The sequence below is a fragment of the Pseudomonas sp. A-RE-22 genome (assembly GCF_019956035.1).
GTDB classification, from domain to species: Bacteria; Pseudomonadota; Gammaproteobacteria; order Pseudomonadales; family Pseudomonadaceae; genus Aquipseudomonas; species Aquipseudomonas brassicacearum.
In genome coordinates, this window is sequence record NZ_JAHBCZ010000022.1 from 79,605 (window position 1) to 103,075 (window position 23,471).

Sequence of the window (23,471 nt, forward strand, 5' to 3'; positions counted from 1 at the left end):
ATGATCACGCCGGGTCTTGATAGCGTTCGGCAACATGGGACTGCCGGATTTGCCCGAGCAGGCCTTGACGCGCGGCCTGCAAGGCATCCCAGCGTGCTTCTTCATGCAAGGGCGGGATGGTCACCGGCTCGCGACGATCAAAACCGACCAGCGCGGCATCGACCAGGTCACCGACTTCCATGACTTCATTCAGGGTGTTGATATCGATGCCCGCGCGTTCCCAGATCTCGGTACGGGTGGCCGCTGGCAGGACGGCTTGTACGTAGACGCCTTTCGGAGACAGCTCCAGGCTGAGTCCCTGGGAGAGAAACAGCACGAACGCCTTGGTCGCGCCGTAGACCGACATACCGAACTCCGGTGCCAGGCCAACGACGGAGCCGATGTTGATGATCGCGCCGTCACCCGCTTTGACCAGGCGTGGGGCGATGGCGCTGGCCAGCCGGACCAGCGCGGTGGTATTGAGCGACACCAGGTGCGCGACACTGTCGGTCGACTGTTCGATGAAGGTCCCGGATTGGGCAGCGCCGGCGTTATTGACCAGGATGCCGATGTTGGCGTCATCGCGCAGCCGGGCTTCGACGGTTGTCAGGTCGCCGATCTGGGTCAGGTCGGCCTGGAGAATATCGACGGCAACGTTGTGTTCGCTGCGCAGCTTGGCGGCCAGCGCTTGCAGGCGCGCGCTGTCGCGGGCCACCAGGACGAGATCGTGTCCACGTTGCGCAAAGCGCTGGGCATAGACAGCGCCAATACCGGTGGAGGCGCCAGTGATGAGAACAGTTGTGCGAGTGTCCATGGAGATTCTCTTCTTCAAGGTATTGATGAGCGAGTCGCGCGCTGTTGTTCAGGCGCGCGGTCGGGTCTGGCCAGTGTTACTGCGTGCTGGATTCAGCGAGCGTTGGATAATCGATGTAGCCCGTCGCACCACCACCGTAGAGGGTAGCGGGATTGAAAGCCGACAAAGGCGAACCGGTTCTGAGCCGCTCCACCAGGTCCGGATTGCCGATGAACGGCCGGCCGAAGGCGATCAGGTCAGCCTTGTCCTCGGCGAGTCGTGAGGTGGCCAGGTCCAGGTCGTAGCCGTTGTTGGCGATGTAGGTTTTTTTGAAGCGCTGGCGCAAGGCACCAAAGTCGAAGGGCGCAACGTCGCGCGGCCCACCGGTCGCGCCTTCGACCACGTGCAGGTAAACGATGTCGAGGGCGTTGAGCTGGTCGACCAGGTAGTCGAACTGGGCCTGTGGCGCGCTGCTGGACACACCATTGGCCGGCGAGACCGGCGAGATGCGCAGGCCGGTGCGGTTGGCGCCGACTTCGTCCACCACTGCCGCGGTCACTTCCAGCAGCAGGCGAGCACGATTTTCAATCGAGCCGCCGTAGGCATCGGTGCGCAAGTTGGCGCCGTCCTTGATGAACTGGTCCAGCAGATAGCCGTTCGCGCCGTGGATCTCTACGCCGTCAAATCCCGCGGCGATGGCGTTCGCCGCCGCCTGGCGAAAATCGTTCACGATCCCGGGCAACTCGCTGATGTCCAGCGCTCGCGGTTCGGAAACGTCCTCGAAACTATTGTTGACGAAGACCTTGGTCGCCGGACGCAGAGCGGAGGGGGCCACCGGCGCCGCACCATTCGCTTGCAGGTCGACGTGGGAAACGCGGCCGACATGCCACAGTTGCAGGAAAATCCGCCCACCTTTGGCATGCACGGCCTCGGTGACCGTGCGCCAGCCGTCGATCTGTGCCTGGGTGTAGATCCCGGGTGTGTCCTGATAGCCCTGTCCTTGCTGGGAAATCTGTGAAGCCTCGGAGATCAGCAGGCCTGCCGACGCTCTCTGGCTGTAGTAAGTGGCAGCGAACTCGCTCGGTACAAAACCTTGCCCCGCACGGTTACGTGTCAGCGGCGCCAGGACCACTCGGTTGGAAAGCGTGAGATCACCCAACGTGTAGGGCGTGAATAGGATCTGGTCGGTCATGACGTCTTGTTTCCGTAGGTTTGGATAAAGGGAGCGCGTGCAGCCTGGCGAGGTGAGCGCGGCTTTTCATTAGGATGATGACCGAAATCTAAACTGTCAACGAATTTGATTATGCTCGACATCTATGTATGATGTGAGCATGATTTCGAGCAGCACGAGGGAGTGAAAAAATGAGGGTGACCAAGGCCCAGGCCCAGGCAAATCGGGAGCACATCGTCGAGACGGCCTCTGTCTTGTTTCGCGAGCGAGGCTTTGACGGCGTGGGTGTGGCGGACCTGATGGCGGCCGCCGGCTTCACCCATGGCGGGTTCTACAAGCATTTCGGCTCCAAGGCCGACTTGATGGCCGAAGCGGCAGCTAGCAGCCTTGCGCAGTCGCTGACCGACAATGCGGGCATCGACGTGGCTGATTTCGTCGATCTTTACGTGTCCAGGGACCACCGTGACGGCCGGGGTGGCGGTTGCACCATGGCGGCACTGTGTGGCGACGCTGCCCGTCAATCGCCCGAACTGAAGGCTACCTTTGCCAACGGCATCGAAAACACGCTGGCCGCGCTCGAAAGCCGGTACGAGGCCGGGCAAGACGCGCCGCAGGAAGCGATCAGGGCAAAAATGCTCGACATGTTGGCGCATGCCGTCGGTGCGATCATGTTGTCGCGTGCCTGCCCGGACGATTCCGCGCTGGCCGATGAAATCCTCGAGGTATGCCGCGCCCGGATCATCGCGGCGCTGCCGCCGTCGCCCGCGAAGCAGCCTTGAGGGCAGGGCGCCGGATGCCGATTGGCGTTATAGCGACGCCCTGACCACCAGCGGGCAATCCACCGGCTGGGCACCCGATACCTCGAGGTTCTCGATCAGGTGCCGGGCCGCCTGGCGACCGATCTCGTAGTACGGCAGTTGTACCGTGGTCAGTGGCGGGATGAACAGTTCGGCGATGCCGATCATGTTGTCATAGCCGAGCACCGCGACGTCGTCGGGAATTTTCAGGCCGCGCCCCAGCAACAGCTGATAGGCACAAAAGGCGATGCGGTCGTTGCCGCAGACCAGGATGTTGAATTGCGGACGGCCGTCAACGATATGCCGGTCGAGAATGGCGGCGGTTTCACCGTAGGCGTCGTGATCGGAAAGGTCGTACTGCAGGAGTGCTTCAGGTGCCAGCCCGACGGCCTGGCAGGCGCGTTGCAGGCCTTGCTGGCGCAGGCCCCAGGCAAGACTCTTCCTCGGTAAATTGATACACAGCGGGCGCCGATAGCCTTGGCTCAACGCATGCTGCATGGCTCGATGCTGCCCGGCTTCATCATCCGGCACATAACTGACCAGGTGGCTGTCATCGGCCAGGCAATTGGCGAGCACCAGCGGCTTGCTCTTGAGTCGCTCGGGAATGCTCACCTGGCGCAATCCCATGGCACTGAAGATCAACCCGTCGGGGCGGTGCGACAGCATCAGGTCGATGTTCTGGTCGGTGGGCGGGTTGCTCAACAGGTTGAGGATGAAGACGTTCCAGCCTGCCTGCTGCGCGGTCTGTTCGATGGACAGCAGCAACTCGACGGCGAACGGCGTGGTCGCGGTGTCCAGTGCGAACACACCAATGGTGCGCGCCTGCAGGTTGTCGCCGCGCATCCTGCGCGCCGACAGGCTCGGTACGAATTGCAGTTCCTCAATGGCGCGACGTACCCGCTGAAGGGTTTCGGGGCTCAGTTTTTCCGGCGTGTTGAGCGCGCGCGAAACCGTCATCAGGGATACGCCGGCCAGCTGTGCAACGTCTTTCACGGAAGTCATGCGAAGTGCGGCCAGTCAGGTTGACGCAGAATCATGACACAGGCCCTGGGCTTCTCGCGACTCGAATGACGGTACTCACAGCCAGCCCGAGTCCAGCGGCCAGGCCTTGGGAATGGCGACGCGCCCGCCAGTCCCGTTCGCCAACAGCTTCACCCCGAGGCTGTCGGGCCGCGGATAGAGGCGGCTGCTGAAGCTGAAGCGGCCGTTTTCCTCGAACACCTCGATGGACGAGCGATCGAGAAATACCCGCAGGTGCAGTTGTGTTTGCGTCGACTCGATCGACACGCTGCGCTGACCACTCACTTGCGCACCCGAGCGGCTGCGATCGAGCACCAGGCGTTGCAGTGACGCGTCGTAATAAAGCAGGGTTTGTTCCTGCTCATCGGCACTGCAGCGCAAGGCGACGCCCAGGCGGCCTTCGGTGCAGCCGAGCAGATCCAGATGCACATGGATTTCGATCCTGTCGCCCTGCACTTGCGGCACCCAGCAGCTGCCCGACTCGCCCCACGGTGCGACGCTCGGCAGCGGCGCCTGGCGCAGCGCCGTCAGTTCCCGTGCCGGAAACACGCCAAGGCGATCGCCCTGCAGTTCAAGCTCGCGGGGCAAGCCGAGCATGCCGCACCAGTGATGAGCCTGGCTCGGCATCGGGCTTTCCCACATATCCAGCCAAGCCCACACCAGGCGCCGACCATCGGCGGCCTCCAGCGTTTGCGCGGCATAGAAGTCGTGACCGTTATCCAGTTCGATGAACGGCCCGCCGGTGAAGTGCCATTCGCTGTCGAGTCGGCCAATGCGATAACCGGTCTGGTACTTGTTGAGGCGTTCGTAACCTTCGGCTTGCATGCCCTGGGGGGAGTACAGCAGCACGTCGCGCCCGTTGAGGTGAAACAGGTCCGGGCATTCCCACATGTAGCCATCGCCCTCATTGCCGCTGGACACGTAGTCGAGGAATTCCCAGGTGTGCAGGTCGGTGGAGCGGTACAGCGGCAGCAGCGGCTTGTCGCCCAGGCGCGCGCCGGCAATCAGGTACCAATAGCCGTCCTCCTGCCAGACCTTGGGGTCGCGAAAGTGCATGATCGTTTCTTGCGGCGCGTTCTCGATGACAGCGCCATGCTTGACGAACCGGATGCCGTCGTCACTGGTGGCCAGGCACTGGACCTGGCGGATAAAGCGTTCGTCACCCACTTCTCCCAGCCAGGTGTGCCCGGTGTAGATCAGCGCCAGGGTGTCGCCACACACCACCGCGCTACCGGAAAAACAGCCGTGGCGGTCGAAGTCATCGCCTGGCGCCAGGGCAAGGGGCAGATGCTGCCAATGGACCAGGTCGGCGCTCTTGGCGTGCCCCCAATACATTGGCCCCCATTTGGCATCGAAAGGGTGGTGCTGGTAGAACACGTGATATTCGCCACGGAAAAACACCACGCCGTTAGGGTCGTTCATCCAGCCCGCGACAGGCGCCAGATGATAGTCCGGTCGATAATCGTCGATGAGACGAGACTGACCTTCACTCAGCGCCTGCTGCGCATGTTCAAGGGGGGAGGGCATGGGTGCATTCATGGCATTCACAGACACAGTCATAGGGCGCCTGCTTTTGGCGAGCGCTGCGGGACGTCCTCCGGGAGGACTTCAATAACAGCAGGATGGCGTCTCAAGGCCGTGCCATCCGCGTCGAACAGATGCACGCTGCCGAACGCCAGTTGCAGTTCAACCCGATCGCCCACTCGCCATCCGGCGTTGACTTCGCAGCGACAGATCAACGGTTCATCCTCGCCTGACTCCAGGTGCACGTAGGTTTCGCTGCCCAGGTATTCGACCCCGACCACGACGATGCCGGCGCTGCCTTGCGCCGCTTTGAGCGACACGTGTTCCGGGCGAATCCCCAAGGTCAATGGGCTGTTCGCCGCCAGGTGGGCGCTGTCGAAGGGAAGGGGCGTCATGCCCAATAAAGGGCTGTCGATCTGGCTGGTTTCACCTGGGGTGTGCAGGTGCGCCGGCAGAAAGTTCATCTTGGGCGAACCGAGGAAACCGGCGACAAAGCGGCTGGCCGGATGCTCATAGAGTTCGCGTGGCGAGCCGACCTGCTCGATGCGGCCGCCATTGAGCACGACAATCTTGTCGGCCAGGGTCATCGCTTCAACCTGGTCGTGGGTCACGTAGATCATGGTCGAGCCCAGTCGTCCATGCAGCCGGGCGATTTCGTTGCGCATCTGCACGCGCAAGGAGGCGTCGAGGTTGGACAGCGGCTCGTCGAACAGCAGGATGTCCGGTTCCCGCGCCATGGCCCGGCCCATGGCCACCCGCTGGCGCTGTCCACCCGACAGTTCCCGTGGTTTGCGCTGCAGCAGTTTGTCCAACTGCAGGATCTGCGCGGTTTTCAGCACTCGCTCGCGCAGGCTGGTCTTTTCGGTCTTTGCCAGTTTGAGGCCAAAGCTGATGTTGTCGTAGACGCTCATGTGCGGGTATAGCGCATAGGACTGGAACACCATGCCGACGCCACGCTCGCGCGGTTCCAGGTCATTGACCCGGCGTCCGTCGATCAGCAGGTCGCCGTCACAGATCGAATCCAGTCCGGCGATCAGTCGCAGCAAGGTCGACTTTCCGCAGCCCGAAGGGCCGACGAAAACCACGAATTCACCCGCCGAGATTTCCAGGCTGACGTCGCGAAGAATGCGTGCGCCGCCCAATTGTTTGTTCACGTTGTCCAGCTTCAACTTGATCACGATGCTGTTCCTTTCTTGTCTGTGTTGGGCCTCAACCCTTTAACGCGCCGGCAGTGAGGCCGGAAACGATGCGGCGCTGGAAGACCAGCACCAGAATCACCAATGGGACCGTGACCAGCACCGACGCCGCCATCAGCAAGCCCCAAGGCAGTTCATGTGGGCTGCCGCCGGAAATCAGCGCGATGGCGACCGGGACCGTGCGTTGCGAGTCGGTCAGGGTGAAGGTCAGGGCAAACAGGAACTCGTTCCAGGCGGCGATGAAGGCCAAAAGCCCCGTGGTGACCAGTGCCGGCCAGAGCAGCGGCAACAGCACGCGGGTCAGCGTGACCCAGGGTGACGCACCGTCCATGATCGCGGCCTCTTCCAGTTCATGAGGCAGTTGGCCCATGAAGGTGGTCAGCACCCAGACGGTGAAGGGCAGGGTGAAAATCGTGTAGCTCAGGATCAACGCCCAGGACGTGTTGTACAGGCCCAGGGCACGTATCACTTCGAACAATCCCGACAGCACCGCGACTTGTGGAAACATCGAGACGCCCAGGACCATCATCAACACCACGCCGCGGCCGCGAAACTTCACGCGGCCCAGGGCATAGGCGGCGGTCAGGCTGAGGAACAACGCCAGCGCGACCACGCTCAGCGCAACCACCAGCGAGTTGCCGATGGCCCGCAGGAACGAGGCCTGGCTCAGCACGGCGGCATAGTTGGAGAAGTCGGGGTTGTCGATCCAGTAGCTCACCTGGAACAATGCGCTGGACGGCTTCAGCGACGTCACGATGGCGTAGTAGAACGGGAAGACCGCATACAGCAGCAAGATCCCGATCAGGCACCAGAATCCGGTGCGCAGCAGGGCTTTTTTCAGCAGGCGCGGGCTCATGAGCGAACCTCCAGCTGACGGCGTCCGAGGTACAGGTAAGTCATGGCGATGACCGCCACGACCAGGAACAGCAAGGTCGAAGCGGCGCTGCCGTAACCGACGTCCTGGAATTCCACCAGGTGCTGGCGGGCATAGACCGACATGCTCATGGTGCTCGATGAGTTCGAGGTCAGCACATAGATGACGTCGAACACCCGCAAGGAGTCGAGGATGCGAAAGATCGCCGCCACCAGCAATGCCGGCATCAACAGCGGCAGGGTGACCCACCAGAACACTTTCACCGGGTGAATGCCATCGACCCTGGCGGCTTCGTAGCAGTCGCTGGGCAACATCTGCAAGGCCGCCAGCATCAGCAGCGTGACGAAAGGCACGGTCTTCCAGACGTCGACGATGATCACTGCCCACATCGACAGGTCCGCGTCGGCTGTCCAGGCCAGGGGCGCATCGATCAGGCCGAGGCCGAGCATCAGGTGATTGATGATGCCGAACTGGTCGTTGAGCATCCATGACCAGATTTTCGCCGAGACGATGGTCGGGATCGCCCAGGGGATCAGGATCAACGCCCGCACCACCGCGCGTCCGGTGAACTTGACGTTCAGCAGCAACGCCACCATCAGCCCCAGTACGATTTCCAATCCCACTGACACCACGGTGAAATGCAAGGTGTTGCGCACCGCGTTCCACCACTGTGGATCGACCAGGATGCCCGACCAGCCGGCGCTGCTGTGATACAGATAATTGCTCAAGCCGACAAAGCTTGCATCGCCCGTGTCGGCCAGGCTGGCGTCGGTCAGGCTGAACCAGAATGTGCGCAGCAGCGGCCAGGCCGCCACCAGGGCCAGGCATAGCAACATCGGGCTCAGGAACAGCCAGGCGGCGCGAACGCGACGGCGTTGTACCGGCGTTTCCCGAGTGAGCAGGTACTCGTCGTCGCCGGGGGCGAGTGTAGTGGAGACAGACATGGTGATTTCCTTCCTTGTGGCTTACCAGTTCCGGCGTTTGATGCGCGTGAGTTCGCTTTCCAGTTCGGCCAGCGCCTGATCGACCGGCCGTTCGTCCGCCAGCACGCCGTGCACTTGATCGAAGAACGCATTGGAGACCCGTGGATAGCGGTCGGCGGTGATTGAAGCAGGGCGCATGACCCCATCATTGAGGATGCTGCGCAGTTGGCTGTAGTACGGCATGGCGGCGAGCAACTCGGGATCCTGGTAGAGCGACTCGATCACCGGGTTGTAGGCACCCACCAGGGCGCGGTGTTTCTGCTGTTGGGCGCTGCTCAGGTAGCTCACCAGTTCTGCGGCGAGCTTGGGGTTGGCGCTGTAGCGCGACACCGCCAGGCCCCAGCCACCGAGGGTGGACGCATGGGTGCCCGTCGCGCCGCCGCGGGGCAGGGGAGCGACGCCGACCTTGTCCTTCACGACGCTGTCCTGGCTTTGCACCAGGGCCCAGACATAAGGCCAGTTACGCATGAACAACGCATTGCCCGACTGGAAGACGCCGCGTCCTTCTTCCTCGGTGTAATTGAGTACGCCACGCGGGGAGATGTCTCCCACCCAGCTTTTGGCCAGGGTCAATGCGGCCCTCGAGGCCTGGCTGTTGACCACGATGTTGCCTTGCGCGTTGACCAGCCCGCCTTGCGGCTGGCTGCTGATCCACTCCAGTGCGTTACACGTCAGACCTTCGTAGGCGCGCCCCTGGAATACATAACCCCAGGCATTGGCGTTCCCGGCATCGCGTTCGGCCTGCTGGACAGCCCTGGCAGTCGTGGTCATTTCTTCCCAGGTCTGGGGCACGGGCTTGTTGTACTTCTCGAGCAGGTCCTTGCGGTAATACAGCAGCCCCGAGTCGGTGAACCACGGCATGGTCACCAGGCGCCCGTTCACCGTGGCGTTGTCCACCTGGGCCTGGAAGTAACCTTGGGTCGCGTTGGCAGGAAGCACCTCGCGCAGGTCCATCAAGTGCTTGGCAAGCATCCCCGGCCACACCATGTCGATCTGGATGATGTCGATGTCGCTGGATTGCGCACTGAGGATCTGTTGGTAGAACGACAACCGCTCGGTCGCCGAGTTAGGCGTGGAAACCACTTCGACGCTGTTGCCGGTCTGCTTCGACCACGCCTCGACGGCCTCCTTGCACAGTTGCAATTCAGCACCCACGGCACCGCAGGAAATCGTCAGGCTGGCGGCTGTGGAGAGGGATGGAAACCCGACGCACAGGCCGAGCAGTGCCGCTGGAAGGATCGATTTGAGCTGTTTCATAAAGCCCTCTTTATTTTTGTTTTTAGAAAAGTTAACGTTAACATCGCCAAATGTAGCAGTGTATTTGCGATGAGGCATCCTTTTTTTCCTTTGGTTTGACAATTCAGAACCTGGGCGAAAAAGGCCGGTCGCGGCAACAGAACAATAAAAACAAAACAGGGAAAATCCACATGCAGAAAGCATCAAGCTGGCTACTCGCAGGCGTGCTCGGCGCCGCGGCGACCACTTCTCAGGCCGCGACTCTGGAAGAGCGCATGGCCGCGTTCGAGGCCCGTGCCAGCGCAGCGGAAAAACGCGCAGCCGCCGCCGAACAGCAAACCCAGGCACTCGCCAGGGAATTGCAGCAACTCAAACTCGCCACGCCCGCCACACAACCGGTGGCGTCCGCTGCTACGGTCCCCACGCTCGATGCTCGCCTGGCAAAACTCGAAGCCAGCCAGCAAAGCACGGCGAAGCAGGGCAGTGGCGCACACCTTACCGACGGCTTCAGCTTCAAGGGCTATGCTCGCTCCGGGTTGCTGATCAATGATGGGTTGGGCGGTGGTCGTGGCGGTCCGTACACCACGCCGGCCGGTTCTGTGGGTGGCGCCGTCGGGCGACTCGGCAACGAGGACGACACCTACATGCGCATCGACCTGTCGAAAGAGCAGTACGCGCAGAACGGCACCCACTCCAAGTTCACGGTGTCCATCGCCGATGGTGTGGAGAGCTCCAACGACTGGACCGCCGATGAAAGCAACCTGAACGTGCGCCAGGTGTTTACCGAACTCGATCACCTCGCGGCATTCAAGGGCAATTCGATGTTCGAAAACTCGACCCTGTGGGCCGGCAAGCGCTTCGATCGGGACAATTTCGACATCCACTGGCTGGACTCCGACGTCGTCTATCTGGCCGGCACCGGTGGCGGCATCTACGATATACAGATGACCAAGGACTGGCGCTCGAACTACTCATTGATCGGTCGCAACTACGGGGATTTCAGCGAGGGTGGCGTCAATGCCGATGTGGAAAGCTACATCCTGACGTCCAACCAGTTTTTCGACGGTGGCCAGTGGCAGTGGATGTTCAACGCCATCGGCTCGAAGAAAAACGACTTTGCTACCCGCACCAACGAGGCGGGGCTGACGCCGGCCGATTCCGGCTTGCACAGCATGGTCGCCAATCACCAGAAAAACTTTTTCGGCCGCGAAGGCTTCTTCAAGACGGCGCTGCTCTATGGGCAGGGCCTGGGGGCTGAGGTCAAGAACGTTGGCTCGGATGGCGAGCTGATCGATGATGCTCGTGCCCTGCGTCTGGCGCTCTACGGCGAGACCCCTATAGCGTCCGGCTGGCGCATCGGCCCGAGCCTGCTGGCTGAACAAAGCAAGGACCGCTACGTCAAGGGCGACGACTACCGTTGGATGACCCTGAACGTGCGGTTGGCCAATGAAATCAACAGCAATTTCGAGATGGCCTACGAGATGAGCTGGCAAACCATGAAGCTGGACCCCAAGGGTTACCTGCAACGCAATGCGGTCGACGGCAACTTCTGGAAGTTCACGGTCGCCCCGACCTTCAAGCCTGACCTGGGCGATCTGCTCACGCGTCCTGAGCTACGCCTGTTCGCCAGCGTCATGAACTGGTCGTCGGACCTGGACCGGTACAGCACCACGGACTCCTTCGGCAAGACTGACTTCAACGCCGGCGGTGTCTGGCAGTACGGCATCCAGATGGAAACCTGGTTCTGATGCCGGCCAGTTGAAACCTGTGGGAGCGAGCTTGCTCGCGATAGCGGTGGATCAGCCTGCAATGATGTTGGGTGTGCCGACACCTTCGCGAGCAAGCTCGCTCCCACAGGTTTACCGAGTTGCTCACAGACCTTGCGTACGCCACACCCCTTGTGGGAGCGAGCCTGCTCGCGAAAGCGGTGGATCAGTTTGCAATGATGTTGGGTCTGCCGACGCCTTCGCGAGCAGGCTCGCTCCCACAGGGGCTTTGCTTGACTGATGGGTATTACCGCGCATGCCAGCCCAACTGGCTTGAGATCTGTTGGGTGGCTTGCATCAGTTGCTTGACGTAGTCCTGCTTCAACTCTTCCCTGAAGCGAAAGCAGGGAAATGAAACGCTCATCCCGCCGATCACATGGCCAAAACGGTCGCGGATCGGTGCCGCCAGGCAACGCATGTTGTCTTCGAACTCTTCATGGTCCTCGGCATAGCCTTGCTGGCGGACGGTCTCCAGTTCCTGCAGATACGCTTCGGCACTGGTCAAGGTATTGGCCGTGCGACGCTCGAAGCTTTCCTGCGCCAAGTGCGCCAGCAACTCCTCTTCTTCAAGCCAGGCCATCAGCACCTTGCCGATGCCGGTGCAGTACAACGGCGCCCGCCGGCCGATGCGCGAGTACATGCGCAGGTTGTACTTGGAGTCGATCTTGTGCACGTAGACGATGCTGCCTTCGTCGAGAATCCCCAGGTGGACGGTTTCGCCGGTCAGCTCGTTGATCCGCCGCATACCCGGCTCCGCTTCCCGGACGATGTCCAGGTGGGGCAGGGCCTGGGCCCCCAGTTCAAACAGCCGGACGCTGAGGCGATAGCGATCCTCGGCGTCCTGCACCACATACCCACGCGCCTTGAGCGACTGCAGGAAGCGATAGACCGTGGCCTTGGACATGTCCAGCTTGTTGGCGATTTCCGAGACGCCGCTTTCTTCCGGATGCTCGGCCAGTGCCTCGAGCACGGCCATGGTCCGGCCAACCGCCGACACCAGATCGTTGTTTGGAATGACGCTGTTGTCCATGAAGGCTCCAACGTGAAAGTAAAACCCAAGGATATACGCAAGCAGAACAAAACGCTGTTTCATTTTTGCTTGACGAGGCGGCAAATCTGACTAGACTCGGGCCTTGAGATAAAAATGAAACGCCGTTTTAAAAACAAGAAAGGCGCGTTGATTATGGATGTAACGCTTAACCATGGCCCAGAGACCCGCTTCGCCCGCCCGATGAAGGTGGCGTTGGTGGGGGAATGCATGATCGAGATGCGCGGTGAACCGGGTGCCGCGATCACGCAGACCTTCGGTGGCGATACGCTCAACACCGCGGTCTACCTGGCGCGATTGAATCTGCGTGGCGCAGTGGCCGTGGACTACGTGACGGCCGTGGGCTGCGATGCGTTCAGCGTTGCCATGCGCCGCTCCTGGCTGGACGAAGGGATCGGTGATGCCCATGTCCGCGTGATCGAAGACGCGCTGCCGGGGCTGTATTTCATCCAGACTGATCCCCACGGCGAGCGGCGTTTCCTTTACTGGCGCGGGGAAGCGGCGGCGCGGCGCATGTTCGAGGGCCCCAAGGCAGAGGTCATGCTCGAAGCACTGGCTGATTACGACTACGTCTACCTGAGCGGCATCAGCCTGGCGATCCTCACGCCAGAAGGGCGCCAACGCCTGATCCAGGCCTTGCACCTGGCGCGCCGAGCCGGCACGCGCATCGTCTTCGACAACAACTACCGTCCCCACCTCTGGCCCGATCCTGAAACGGCCCGGCAGGCCTACCGCGACCTGTTGCAGATGACCGACCTGGCCCTGGTCACCTGGGAAGATGACGCGGCCCTGTTCGGCTATCGCGACACGGAGGCCTTGTTCAGTGCCTACGCCCAGGCGGGAGTTCGCGAGGTGGCCCTCAAGCGCGGCGCCGCCAGCTGTTTGATCCAGTGCCCGACAGGGCGTTTCGAAATACCCGCGCAAACCGTCGTCCATGTCATCGACACCACCGCTGCCGGTGATTCGTTCAACGCCGCGTACCTGGCCTGTCGCCTGCGTGGCGGCGATCCAGAGCAGGCCGCCCGCTGGGGCCATCGCCTGGCTGCCCAGGTCGTCCAATACCGAGGTGCGCTGATTCCCCAAGCGGCGATGCCGAACATGGGCACGTCCTCACTCCCTTCTGTTGCACAGGTCTGACTTTATGAGAATTGTTGAAGCGCGCGTCATCGTGACCTGCCCGGGTCGCAACCTGGTCACCTTGAAAATCGTCACCGACGAGGGCCTCTACGGCATTGGCGATGCGACGTTGAATGGCCGCGAACTGGCGGTGGTCGCTTATCTGGAGGAGCACGTGCTGCCCGCGCTGATCGGCCGCGACGCTCACCGCATCGAAGACATCTGGCAGTACCTGTATCGCGGTGCGTACTGGCGCCGGGGGCCGGTGACCATGACCGCCATTGCCGCCGTCGACGTGGCGCTCTGGGACCTCAAGGCCAAGGCCGCGAACATGCCGTTGTACCAGTTGCTCGGTGGCAAGAGCCGCGAGCGGGTGATGGTCTATGGGCATGCCACCGGCAAGGACATCGAAGGGTGCCTGGACGAAGTCGCCCGTCACGTCGAGCTGGGCTATAAAGCCGTGCGTGTGCAATGCGGTGTGCCCGGCATTGCCACCACCTACGGCGTCGCCAAGCGCAGCGGTGAGCGCTATGAGCCGGCCGACAGCGACCTGCCCGCCGAACACGTCTGGGACACCGCCAAATACCTCAACTACGTCCCCAAGTTGTTCGCCGCCGTGCGCGAACGCTTTGGCGACGACTTGCATATCCTCCACGACGTGCACCATCGCCTGACACCCATCGAAGCCGGGCGCCTGGGCAAGGCCGTGGAACCGTACAACCTGTTCTGGCTGGAAGACTGTACGCCGGCCGAAAACCAGCAGAGCTTTCGCCTGATTCGCCAGCACACCACCACACCGTTGGCCGTTGGCGAGGTGTTCAACTCCATCCATGACTGCCGCGAGTTGATCCAGGAACAATTGATCGACTACATCCGCACGACGCTGGTGCATGCCGGCGGCATTACTCATGTGCGGCGTATTGCCGATTTCGCCGCGCTGTTCCAGGTGCGCACCGGCTTTCACGGCGCCACCGACCTTTCACCGGTGTGCATGGGCGCGGCCCTGCATTTCGATACCTGGGTGCCCAACTTCGGCATCCAGGAACACATGCCTCACGAAGACCGCATCGATGAAGTCTTCCCCCATGCCTATCGCTTCGAGGACGGCCATTTCACGCCGGGCGAAACACCGGGACATGGCGTCGACATCGATGAAGACCTTGCCCGCCAATACCCCTACAAGCGCGCCAGCCTGCCGGTCAACCGTCTTGAAGACGGCACGCTGTGGCATTGGTGAAACGCTTTTAACCCTTTGAGCAAACGGGGCGAATGTCCCGTCAGGAGTGACCCGATGAAAGCGTTCCAGGTAAGAGCACCCTTCGAGTTCGGGTTGGCCGAGGTCGACCGACCGCAGCTCGCCCGAGGCGAGGTCCAGGTCGATGTGGCGTATGCCGGCATCTGTGGCTCGGACATGCACATCATTCATGGGCAGAACGCATTCGTGCGTTTCCCCCGTGTCACCGGCCATGAGTTCTCCGGGGTGGTCCGGCAAGTCGGCGACGGTGTCGAACACCTGCAAGTGGGTGACCGAGTGTGCGTCGATCCGGTGATCAGTTGCGGTACCTGTTATCCCTGCCGGATTGGCCGACCGAATGTCTGCACCCGCCTGCAAGTGATCGGCGTGCATCGTGACGGTGGTTTCAGCGAGCAGGTGTGCGTACCGGCCGAGAACGCACACCGCTTGCCCGATTCGATGTCCCTCAGCCACGGCGCCCTGGTCGAGCCTTATTCCATTGCCTTGAACGTGCTGGATCGGATGCAGCCTCATCCGGGCGACAGCGTGCTGATCTACGGTGCCGGGGTGATCGGCCTGACCCTGGTGCAGATGGCCCGGGCGCTGGGATTGACCGACATCACCGTGACCGATGTCATCGACAGCCGCCTGGAGACGGCGCGGGCGCTGGGCGCCAGCCGGACCCTCAACGGCCAGCAAGTCGACGTCGAGGCCACGATGCGTGAATTGACTCAGGGTGAAGGTGTGCCGTTGATTGTCGATGCCGCCTGCATTCCGGCACTCATGCCGCAGATGGTGCGCCTGGCTTCGCCGGCCGGGCGCATCGGGTTGCTGGGGTTCAATGCCACGCCGAGTGATCTGGTGCAGTTGGAAATGATCAAGAAGGAACTGACCCTGGTGGGCTCGCGGCTCAATAACCGCAAGTTCCCGCGGGTGATCGAACTGATCGCCAGTGGCAAGTTGCAGGTCCAGGACCTGATCAGCCATCGCGTCAGCTTCGACGAAATGCCTGGCGCCATCGACCTGATCGAAAAACATCCCGAGCAAACCCGAAAAATACTGGTGGAACTGACGAACGCCCATCCCTGAGCTGTCTGTACCACCGGTTTCATCGTGCCTGTCATGGGCACCCTCACCGAATAAACACAACAAGCGGGAGGTTCCACCATGTTTGGTCAAGGACGTAGCTTAATCATCATCATGCTGTTCCTGGCCGGGGTCATCAATTACCTCGACCGGTCGGCATTGTCTGTGGCGGCGCCTTTCATCCAGAAAGACTACGGTCTGAGTACGGGTGAGATGGGCATGATCTTCAGTAGTTTCTTCGTCGGTTATGCCGCCTTCAACTTCATCGGTGGCTGGGCCGCCGACCGCTACGGCGCCAAGACCACGTTGCTGCTGGCCATGGTCCTGTGGTCGTTGTTCAGCGGCCTCACCGTGTTGACGGTGGGCTTCGCTTCGCTGGTACTTATCCGGATCCTGTTCGGCATGGGTGAAGGACCGCTGAGCGTCACCACCAGCAAGATGGTCAACAACTGGTACACCCCCAAGCGCCGGGCGCGGGCGATTGGCACCTCGATGTCCGGCACGCCGCTGGGCGGGGCGATTTCCGGTCCGGTGGTGGGCTTTATCGCCGTCACCTACGGCTGGAAGATGTCGTTCATCATCATCATGGTGATCGGCCTGGTCTGGGCGGCGGTGTGGTTCAAGTTCGTCAAGGAAAGGCCAGAAGGCGAGGGTGCCGAGGAGATTCTGCGGGCCGAGGGGCAAAGCGAGTTGGCAGCACAACCGGTGTTCCCACTGCGCTTCTACCTCAAGCAGCCAACGGTGCTGTTCACCTCCCTGGCGTTCTTTTCCTATAACTACACCTTATTCTTCTTCCTGACCTGGTTCCCCAGCTACCTGACCATGGCCCACGGCCTGAACGTCAAGGACATGAGCATCGCCACGGTCATTCCCTGGGTGCTGGGTTTCCTCGGCCTGGCCTTGGGCGGTTTCATCTCCGACTTTGTGTTCAAGAAAACCGGAAAGATGATGTTCTCCCGCAAGGTGGTGCTGGTGACCTGCCTGCTGGCCTGCGCCGTTTGCATCGCCTGTGCGGGGATGGTCAAGACCCTGTATCCGGCGGTCATCCTCGTCGCCTTGGCGGTGTTCTTCCTGTACCTCACCGGTGCCATCTACTGGGCGATCATCCAGGACACCGTCCCGGCGGCGCGGGTGGGCGGCGTCAGCGGTTTCATGCATTTCCTGGCTAACACCTCGGGCATTGTCGGCCCGACCCTGACGGGCTTCCTGGTGCAGTTCACCGGCTCGTTCACCAGTGCATTCCTGCTGGCGGGGCTGTTGACCGTGATCGGTGCCGTGTGTGTGGCGCGCTACGTGAAACCGCTGTCGGTGGCCGATACCGGCAACGCGGCGGCACAAAGCTCGCAACCCGCTTCGGCCCTGGGCCATCCCTGAACAGAAGGAGTGAGTCGATGCCTGTTGTGAAACGTGTACCTTGCACCGGGACTGCAGCGCAGATCGGTATCGTGCACCTGGGCCTGGGCGCGTTTCACCGCGCGCACCAGGCGGTCTACCTGCAACGCCATCTCAATCGCCATGGCGAAAGTGACTGGGGATTATGCAGCGCCAACCTGCGCTCCAATCGCACCTTGGTCGAGCAATTGCGCGAGCAGGACGGCCGCTACCATGTGGCCGAGTACCGCGACCGCGAGCAGGTGACCCTGCGTGAAATCGGGGTGTTGCGCCAGGCCTTGTATGTGGGCGAGGGCGGTGATGAATTGGAGCAGTTGCTGCAGCGCATGGCTGCGCCGCAAACGCGGATCGTCACGCTCACCGTCACCGAAAAAGGCTACTGCCTGAGCCCTTCCTCCGGGCAGTTGCGCCGCGAAGATCCGACGATTGCCCATGACATCGAGCAGCCACAAACGCCGCGCTCGGCCCCCGGCATTGTCCTTGAGGCCTTGCGTCGCCGTCGCGCGGCAGGCATTCCGGCCTTCACCGTGTTGTGCTGTGACAACATGCCCGACAACGGCCAGCGCACCCGCCAGGCGGTGAGCGCCTTGGCGGCGTTGCAGGATGAGGCGCTGGCGCAGTGGGTCGAGCAACAGGTGGCGTTTCCCAGCTGCATGGTCGATCGCATCGTGCCGGCCATGGACGACGAGTCCTTCCGTCGGCTGGAGCAGCAACTGGACTGCCACGACCGCGCGGCAGTGGTCTGTGAAAGTTTCAGCCAGTGGGTGATCGAGGATCACTTTCCCCTCGGCCGCCCGGACTGGGAAGTGGAAGGCGTGCAGATGGTCGACGATGTGCGTCCGTTTGAAACCATGAAACTGCGCATGCTCAATGGCAGCCATTCATTGCTGGCCTACGTGGGGCTGCTGGCCGGCCATGAGTCGGTCTTCGACGCTGTCAGCGACGTGAAGCTGGCGCGCCTCCTCGAGCGTTACATGGCCGAGGAAGCCGCACCCACCCTGGACATGCCGGCCGGCATCGATCTTTCGGTGTATGCCCACGACCTGCGGGCGCGCTTTGCCAACGACAGCCTGCAACATCGCTTGCGCCAGATCGCCATGGACGGCTCGCAGAAACTGCCGCAACGCTGGTTGCTCGGCGCGCAGCAATTACTCGACCAAGGGCGCAGCATCGACTGTACCGCCCTGGGCATTGCGGCCTGGATTCACTACTGCACGCAGCCGTTGCCTGGTCAGTCGATGCACGTGATCGACGACCCGCTGAGCGCAACCTTTGCCGATCTTGCGGGACGCTTCGAGGGCGCATCGCGGGTGAATGCTTTCCTCGACCTGGATGAAGTCTTCCCGCTGCAGCTGGCGGCTCGCGCAGAGTTTCGCGATGCCGTGCACCGCGCCTATCGCACCCTGGTCCGCGATGGTGTGGACAGCCTGTTGCCCGCCCTTGCTGCACCCAACTGATAACAAGGAGAATAACATGGAACAGACATGGCGTTGGTTTGGCCCCAAAGACCCGATTTCCCTGGCGGACGTTCGCCAAACCGGTGCGACCGGCATCGTCACCGCGCTGCACGAAATCCCCAATGGCCAGGTGTGGCCAGTGGAGGCCATTGCGGCGCGCAAGCAGATGATCGAAGCGGCCGGCTTGAGCTGGTCGGTGGTGGAAAGCATTCCGGTGCACGAAGACATCAAGCGCGGCTGTGGGCGGCGCGACGAATACATCGCCAACTACCAGCAAAGCGTGCGCAACCTGGCGAGCTGCGGCATCGATATCGTCTGCTACAACTTCATGCCGGTGCTGGACTGGACGCGTACCGACCTGGCCTATGAGCTGGCGGATGGCGGTTGGGCACTGCGTTTCGATCAAACCGCATTCGCTGCTTTTGACCTGTTCATCCTCCAGCGCCCGGCTGCGCAGGCCGAATACAGCGCCGAGGATATCCAGCAAGCCAAGGCCTACTTCGAACAACTGTCACCGACCCAGCGTGAAACCTTGGTCAACACCCTGATCGCGGGCTTGCCCGGCGCCGAGGAGCACTACAGCCTGGACAACTTCCGTGCCTTGCTGCGTACCTACGCCGACATCGACGAGGCCACGTTGCGCGAACACCTGGGGTATTTCCTGCGCGCGGTGATCCCCGTCGCGGAGGAGGTGGGTGTGCGCATGGCGATCCACCCGGACGACCCGCCCCGGGCGCTGCTCGGTTTGCCACGCATCTTGTCCACTGCCGAAGACGCCCAATGGCTGCTGGACGCGGCGCCTAGCCCGGCCAATGGCCTGACGTTCTGCACCGGCTCCTATGGTGTGCGTGAAGACAACGACCTGGTGGCGATGGCCAAGCACTTTGCGCCGTTCATCTACTTCACTCACCTGCGTTCAACTCGCCGGGAAACCGACCCACGCAGCTTCCATGAGGCCCATCACCTGGATGGTGACGTCGACATGGTCGGGGTCATCGCCGCCCTGGTGGCTGAAGAGCGCCGACGTGAGCGCGAAGGTGGCCCGCGCTTGCCGCTGCGTCCAGACCATGGGCATCAATTGCTTGACGATCAACAGCGCAAAAGCAATCCCGGCTACTCGCTGATCGGCCGTCTCAAGGGCTTGGCGGAAATTCGCGGCGTGGAGCTGGCGGTGCGGCAACAGCTGAGCTCTGTAGGAACTGGCGAAGCCTGCGATCTTTGATCGTTCCCACGCTCCTGCGTGGGAGTGTCGCCAGGGACGCTCCGCGTTCCGCTTCCGGGGTGTGACGCAGAGCGTCACGGGATGCATTCCCACGCAGGAGCGTGGGAACGATCAAGCCCCTTCCGGTTCCAGCGCTTGCAGCCAGCGGTTCTCCGAACGGCTCAGATGCTGGCGCATCGAGGTTTGGGCGCCGAGCACATCCTTGTTGGCTACGGCGTGCAGGATCGCCTCATGCTCGACGACCGCAGCTTCCCACGTCAGGGCATTCTCCGAGTGTTTGCTCAGGTGAGCCGAAATCGGGTTGTGTCGTTCATCAAAGAGCGCAGTGATGATCCGGACCAGGGCGGAGTTGCCGCTCATCTTGGCCAGGCGCTGATGGAAGCGACGGTCATCCTCCAGCGGAGGCAGGCCATTGGCGATGCTTGCGCGCATGGCATCGATACAGTCCTGCAAATAGCGGTAGTCGCTTTTCTTGCCATGCAAACACGCCAGGATCACCGACTCACCTTCGATCAAGGCGCGCGCCTGCATCAGTTCCGACGGGCTCTCGCCCAAGGTCATGCTCGGGTTCTTTCCGTCCTTGGGCTTGGCGCGCACGTACACGCCGGAGCCCATCTTGATCTCGATGTCGCCGTCTATTTCCAAGGCAATCAGCGCCTCGCGCAGCGACGGCCTGGAAACCCCCAGCAGTTGGGTCAAGTCACGCTCGGGGGGAAGCCTGGAGCCTGCTTTGAAATCCCCCTGGGCGATGTAGTTGCGCAGTTGATCGGCGATTTTCTGGTACGGCTTTCGCTCGGCGGTGTTGATCGGTGAGACCATGGGGTGGCGTCCATCGGAGAATCCGCAAAGGCTACCATAGGCGCTTGATGGTGTTCATTTATGTGGGGAAGGGTTGCAGTGACTCTGCCATTCACATCACCGCGCCGATCTGCCAAGGCAGGAACTCGTTATCGCCCAAGCCGTTTTCCTCACTGCAGGTGCGATGTCCGGACGCCGTCTCCAGCATCAGTCGGAACAACCGCTCTCCCGCCTGCGCCACCGACAATGCCGCCGGCGTTGAAATCCATATCCAGTTCCATGCGTTGGAACAGGCGAGTATTGGTGGCGATCTTCAAGGAGGGCGTGGGTTTGCAACCGTAGGTCGAGCCGCGGCCCGTGGTGAAACAGATGAGATTCGCGCCTCCGGCCACCTGGCCGGTCGCGGACACCGGGTCATAGCCGGGTGTGTCCATGAACACGAGGCCCCCGGTATCGACCGTTTCAGCGTATTGGTAGACGCCCATCAGCCCGGTCGCACCGGCTTTCGCCACGGCGCCCAGGGATTTTTCCAGAATGGTGGTGATGCCCCCGGCCTTGTTGCCCGGCGAAGGGTTGTTGTTCATATCGCCGTCGTTGTGGCGCACGTAAGCTTCCCACCAGTGGATCCGCTCCATCAATTTTTCCGCGATTTCAGCAGACGCCGCGCGGGCCGTCAGCAAGTGTTCGGCCCCATAGATTTCCGGCGTTTCCGAAAGAATCGCGGTGCCGCCATGCTGCACCAACAGATCCACGGCCGCGCCGAGTGCCGGATTGGCCGTAATGCCCGAGTAACCATCCGAGCCGCCGCATTGCAAACCGACGCATAAGTGGCTGGCGGCCACGGTCGACCGTTGGTATTGGTTGATGACCGGCAGCATCGCTTCAATATGGGCGATGCCACGGCGCACGGCTTCGCGAGTACCGCCTTCTTCCTGAATGATCAGGCTGGCCTTGAGCACAGCGCGGCGATCTCCCAGTTCATTCATCAACGGGGTCAGTTGGTTGACTTCGCACCCCAGGCCGATCAACAGCACGCCGGCGAAGTTGGCGTGATCGGCATAGCCGCGCAAGGTGCGTTTGAGGATGTCGATGCCTTCACCCTTGGCGCCCATGCCGCAGCCGCTGCCGTGGGTGATCGCCACGACGCCATCGACATTGGGAAAGTCTTTCAGGCGGTCAGAAGAAAAGGCATTGGCGATGTGTTTGCAGACGGTTGCCGAGCAGTTGACGCTGGAAATGACCCCGATGTAATTGCGTGTACCGACGCGCCCATCCTCACGAACGTAACCTTCGAACGTAGCGGGATCATTGCTCAACGAGGTGGGCACATAGACGTTCCGTACACGGTGTTCGGCATTGGAGGCGGACATGTCCAGGTTGTGCACGTGGACGTAATCGCCGGGTTCGATGTCCCGGGTTGCCTGGCCAATGGTCTGCCCGTACTTGAGCACCCGTTGGCCGGCCAACACCGTGCGCAGGGCGATCTTGTGGCCGGACGGAACCGGCTGGCTGGCGGTCAGTGTGATGCCGTCGGCACTCACGTGCTGACCTTTGGCGATATCGCCCCGGGCCACTGCGACATCATCGCCCGGTGCCAGCACAAGCAAAGAAGAAGGCGGGTTCATGTGGCGTCCTCCGATTCCTAGCACTCGATGATGGCTTTGACGACACCCTGGCTGGGGTCGAGCAATGTGGAGAATGAATCGGCCACGTCGCCCAGGGTCAGTCGGTGGGTGTTCAGGACCGCATCCGGAATCAATCCGTCGCGCAGGCATTGCTCGACGTGGCGGAAGTCTTCCTGGGTGGCGTTACGGCTGCCCATCAGCGTGGCTTCGCGCTTGTGGAATTCAGGGTCGGAGAAGGTGATGGAGTCCCGCACCACCGAAATCATCACATAGGTGCCGCCATGGGCGATGAACTCGAACCCGCGCTCCATGGCCCGTGCGTTACCGGTGGCATCGAACACCACGTCGAAGAAATCACCCCCTGTCAGTTCAGCCAGGGTCTGCTTGTCGCCTTCGCCGATGTGCACGGCGGCGTGGATATCCAAGTGTTGCTTGCAGAACGCAAGACGATCCTCACGGGTATCCAGGACAGTGACTTGCGCCCCACGCAGGCTGGCGAAGATCGCCGCGGCCATGCCGATCGGGCCGGTGCCGACCACCAGCGCACGTTTATCCGCCTGGACATTTGAGCGCCGCACAGCGTGGGCGCCGATGGACAGGAACTCGATCATCGCCGCCTGATCGAGGGAAACACCCACAGCCTTGTGCACGAACTCGTGGGGAACGCTCAGGTACTCAGTGAACGCGCCATCGCAATGAACCCCCAGCACTTGAATGCGGGTGCAGCAGTTGGTCTTGCCCTGGCGGCAGGCGATACATGTCCCGCAGGAAAGGTAGGGCATCACATAGACAACATCACCGATGGCGAGGTCGCTGGCGCTGTCCGTCTCGTCGACAACCCCGGAAAACTCGTGGCCCATGACGCGCGGATATTCGAGGTACGGCTGATTGCCGGTGAAGATGTGCAGGTCGGTGCCGCAGACCCCGACACGCTTGACCCGGATAAGGATCTCTCCCGGTTTCCTGAGGGGCTTTTCACGTTCGATGGCGGTTAACGAGCCGGGTTCGTTACAGATGACAGTCAGCATGTTGATGCTCCTTGGCTGGCGTACGGGCAGTGGCTGCCTGCAGGCGGGAGGAGGGTTGTGAGCGCACGGCTGCCGGGACCGGGGCTCTTTTTTTGTTGTAGGCGGGCAGTGACCTGCACCGATGAC

General features: G+C 61.8%; 19 protein-coding genes and 1 pseudogene. 8 read left to right on the forward strand and 12 right to left on the reverse strand.

The annotated features are described in order from the left end of the window. Positions 1 to 4 precede the first annotated feature (4 nt). Together KGA89_RS12550 and KGA89_RS12555 are read right to left on the reverse strand one after the other, a co-directional pair. Positions 5 to 793, reverse strand: a complete 789-nt coding sequence (locus tag KGA89_RS12550; RefSeq protein ID WP_223471701.1) for an SDR family NAD(P)-dependent oxidoreductase — start codon at positions 791 to 793, stop codon at positions 5 to 7. A 76-nt stretch (positions 794 to 869) separates the two neighbouring features. Further along, positions 870 to 1,964: an alkene reductase gene (locus KGA89_RS12555; protein WP_013693052.1), complete on the reverse strand. Its 1,095-nt coding sequence runs from the start codon at positions 1,962 to 1,964 to the stop codon at positions 870 to 872. Positions 1,965 to 2,134: 170 nt separating this feature from the next. On the opposite strand from KGA89_RS12555, the gene KGA89_RS12560 reads away from it, so the two are divergent. After that, the gene (locus tag KGA89_RS12560; RefSeq protein ID WP_003200831.1) at positions 2,135 to 2,722 is read left to right on the forward strand and encodes a TetR/AcrR family transcriptional regulator; all 588 of its coding nucleotides are present in this window, start codon (positions 2,135 to 2,137) and stop codon (positions 2,720 to 2,722) included. Between the two features lie 27 nt (positions 2,723 to 2,749). Here KGA89_RS12560 and KGA89_RS12565 read toward each other — a convergent pair whose 3' ends face one another. The 6 genes from KGA89_RS12565 to KGA89_RS12590 all read right to left on the reverse strand — a co-directional run bounded on the left by KGA89_RS12565 (position 2,750) and on the right by KGA89_RS12590 (position 9,594). Then, positions 2,750 to 3,742 (reverse strand): LacI family DNA-binding transcriptional regulator, encoded by a 993-nt coding sequence (locus KGA89_RS12565; RefSeq protein ID WP_223471702.1) that lies wholly within the window; start codon positions 3,740 to 3,742, stop codon positions 2,750 to 2,752. Between the two features lie 75 nt (positions 3,743 to 3,817). Further along, complete coding sequence (locus KGA89_RS12570) at positions 3,818 to 5,320, reverse strand: glycoside hydrolase family 32 protein (RefSeq protein ID WP_223471703.1); 1,503 nt, start codon at positions 5,318 to 5,320, stop codon at positions 3,818 to 3,820. Then, positions 5,317 to 6,462, reverse strand: a complete 1,146-nt coding sequence (locus KGA89_RS12575; RefSeq protein WP_027912346.1) for an ABC transporter ATP-binding protein — start codon at positions 6,460 to 6,462, stop codon at positions 5,317 to 5,319. Before KGA89_RS12575 ends, KGA89_RS12570 begins: the two co-directional genes overlap by 4 nt. A 31-nt stretch (positions 6,463 to 6,493) precedes the next feature. After that, positions 6,494 to 7,336, reverse strand: coding sequence for a carbohydrate ABC transporter permease (locus KGA89_RS12580; protein ID WP_003200841.1), 843 nt, complete (start codon positions 7,334 to 7,336; stop codon positions 6,494 to 6,496). After that, positions 7,333 to 8,298: a carbohydrate ABC transporter permease gene (locus KGA89_RS12585; RefSeq protein ID WP_223471704.1), complete on the reverse strand. Its 966-nt coding sequence runs from the start codon at positions 8,296 to 8,298 to the stop codon at positions 7,333 to 7,335. Before KGA89_RS12585 ends, KGA89_RS12580 begins: the two co-directional genes overlap by 4 nt. Positions 8,299 to 8,319: 21 nt before the next feature. After that, on the reverse strand, positions 8,320 to 9,594 hold the full coding sequence (locus tag KGA89_RS12590) for an ABC transporter substrate-binding protein (protein ID WP_038858892.1): 1,275 nt from the start codon (positions 9,592 to 9,594) through the stop codon (positions 8,320 to 8,322). 170 nt (positions 9,595 to 9,764) lie between these two features. Between KGA89_RS12590 and KGA89_RS12595 the strand changes: the two genes are divergently transcribed. Continuing rightward, positions 9,765 to 11,321 carry a carbohydrate porin gene (locus KGA89_RS12595; RefSeq protein WP_027912344.1) on the forward strand — a complete coding sequence of 519 codons (1,557 nt, stop codon included), beginning with the start codon at positions 9,765 to 9,767 and terminating at the stop codon, positions 11,319 to 11,321. 265 nt (positions 11,322 to 11,586) lie between these two features. Here KGA89_RS12595 and kdgR read toward each other — a convergent pair whose 3' ends face one another. Continuing rightward, positions 11,587 to 12,369, reverse strand: coding sequence for a DNA-binding transcriptional regulator KdgR (kdgR, locus tag KGA89_RS12600; protein WP_003200849.1), 783 nt, complete (start codon positions 12,367 to 12,369; stop codon positions 11,587 to 11,589). A 153-nt stretch (positions 12,370 to 12,522) separates the two neighbouring features. On the opposite strand from kdgR, the gene KGA89_RS12605 reads away from it, so the two are divergent. The 6 genes from KGA89_RS12605 (at position 12,523) to uxuA (ending at position 19,894) form a co-directional block, all read left to right on the forward strand. Beyond that, entirely contained in the window at positions 12,523 to 13,524 is a 1,002-nt protein-coding gene (locus tag KGA89_RS12605) for a sugar kinase (protein ID WP_223471817.1), read from the forward strand. A 4-nt stretch (positions 13,525 to 13,528) separates the two neighbouring features. Continuing rightward, on the forward strand, positions 13,529 to 14,740 hold the full coding sequence (manD, locus tag KGA89_RS12610; protein WP_038856083.1) for a D-mannonate dehydratase ManD: 1,212 nt from the start codon (positions 13,529 to 13,531) through the stop codon (positions 14,738 to 14,740). A 54-nt stretch (positions 14,741 to 14,794) separates the two neighbouring features. Further along, positions 14,795 to 15,826, forward strand: coding sequence for a Zn-dependent oxidoreductase (locus KGA89_RS12615; protein WP_003200857.1), 1,032 nt, complete (start codon positions 14,795 to 14,797; stop codon positions 15,824 to 15,826). 78 nt (positions 15,827 to 15,904) lie between these two features. Continuing rightward, positions 15,905 to 17,197, forward strand: coding sequence for an MFS transporter (locus tag KGA89_RS12620; RefSeq protein WP_003200859.1), 1,293 nt, complete (start codon positions 15,905 to 15,907; stop codon positions 17,195 to 17,197). Between the two features lie 17 nt (positions 17,198 to 17,214). Next, on the forward strand, positions 17,215 to 18,672 hold the full coding sequence (locus KGA89_RS12625) for a mannitol dehydrogenase family protein (RefSeq protein ID WP_038856081.1): 1,458 nt from the start codon (positions 17,215 to 17,217) through the stop codon (positions 18,670 to 18,672). Positions 18,673 to 18,688: 16 nt separating this feature from the next. After that, complete coding sequence (uxuA, locus tag KGA89_RS12630) at positions 18,689 to 19,894, forward strand: mannonate dehydratase (RefSeq protein ID WP_003200863.1); 1,206 nt, start codon at positions 18,689 to 18,691, stop codon at positions 19,892 to 19,894. Positions 19,895 to 20,005: 111 nt separating this feature from the next. Here uxuA and KGA89_RS12635 read toward each other — a convergent pair whose 3' ends face one another. From KGA89_RS12635 to KGA89_RS12645, 3 genes and pseudogenes are all read right to left on the reverse strand, one after another. Further along, a complete protein-coding gene (locus KGA89_RS12635; protein ID WP_038858925.1) occupies positions 20,006 to 20,713 on the reverse strand; it encodes a FadR/GntR family transcriptional regulator in 708 nt (235 codons plus the stop codon). Between the two features lie 91 nt (positions 20,714 to 20,804). Beyond that, positions 20,805 to 22,317 (reverse strand): annotated as a pseudogene (locus KGA89_RS12640) (UxaA family hydrolase). A 17-nt stretch (positions 22,318 to 22,334) separates the two neighbouring features. Then, positions 22,335 to 23,345: a zinc-binding alcohol dehydrogenase family protein gene (locus tag KGA89_RS12645; protein WP_223471705.1), complete on the reverse strand. Its 1,011-nt coding sequence runs from the start codon at positions 23,343 to 23,345 to the stop codon at positions 22,335 to 22,337. Positions 23,346 to 23,471 lie beyond the last annotated feature (126 nt).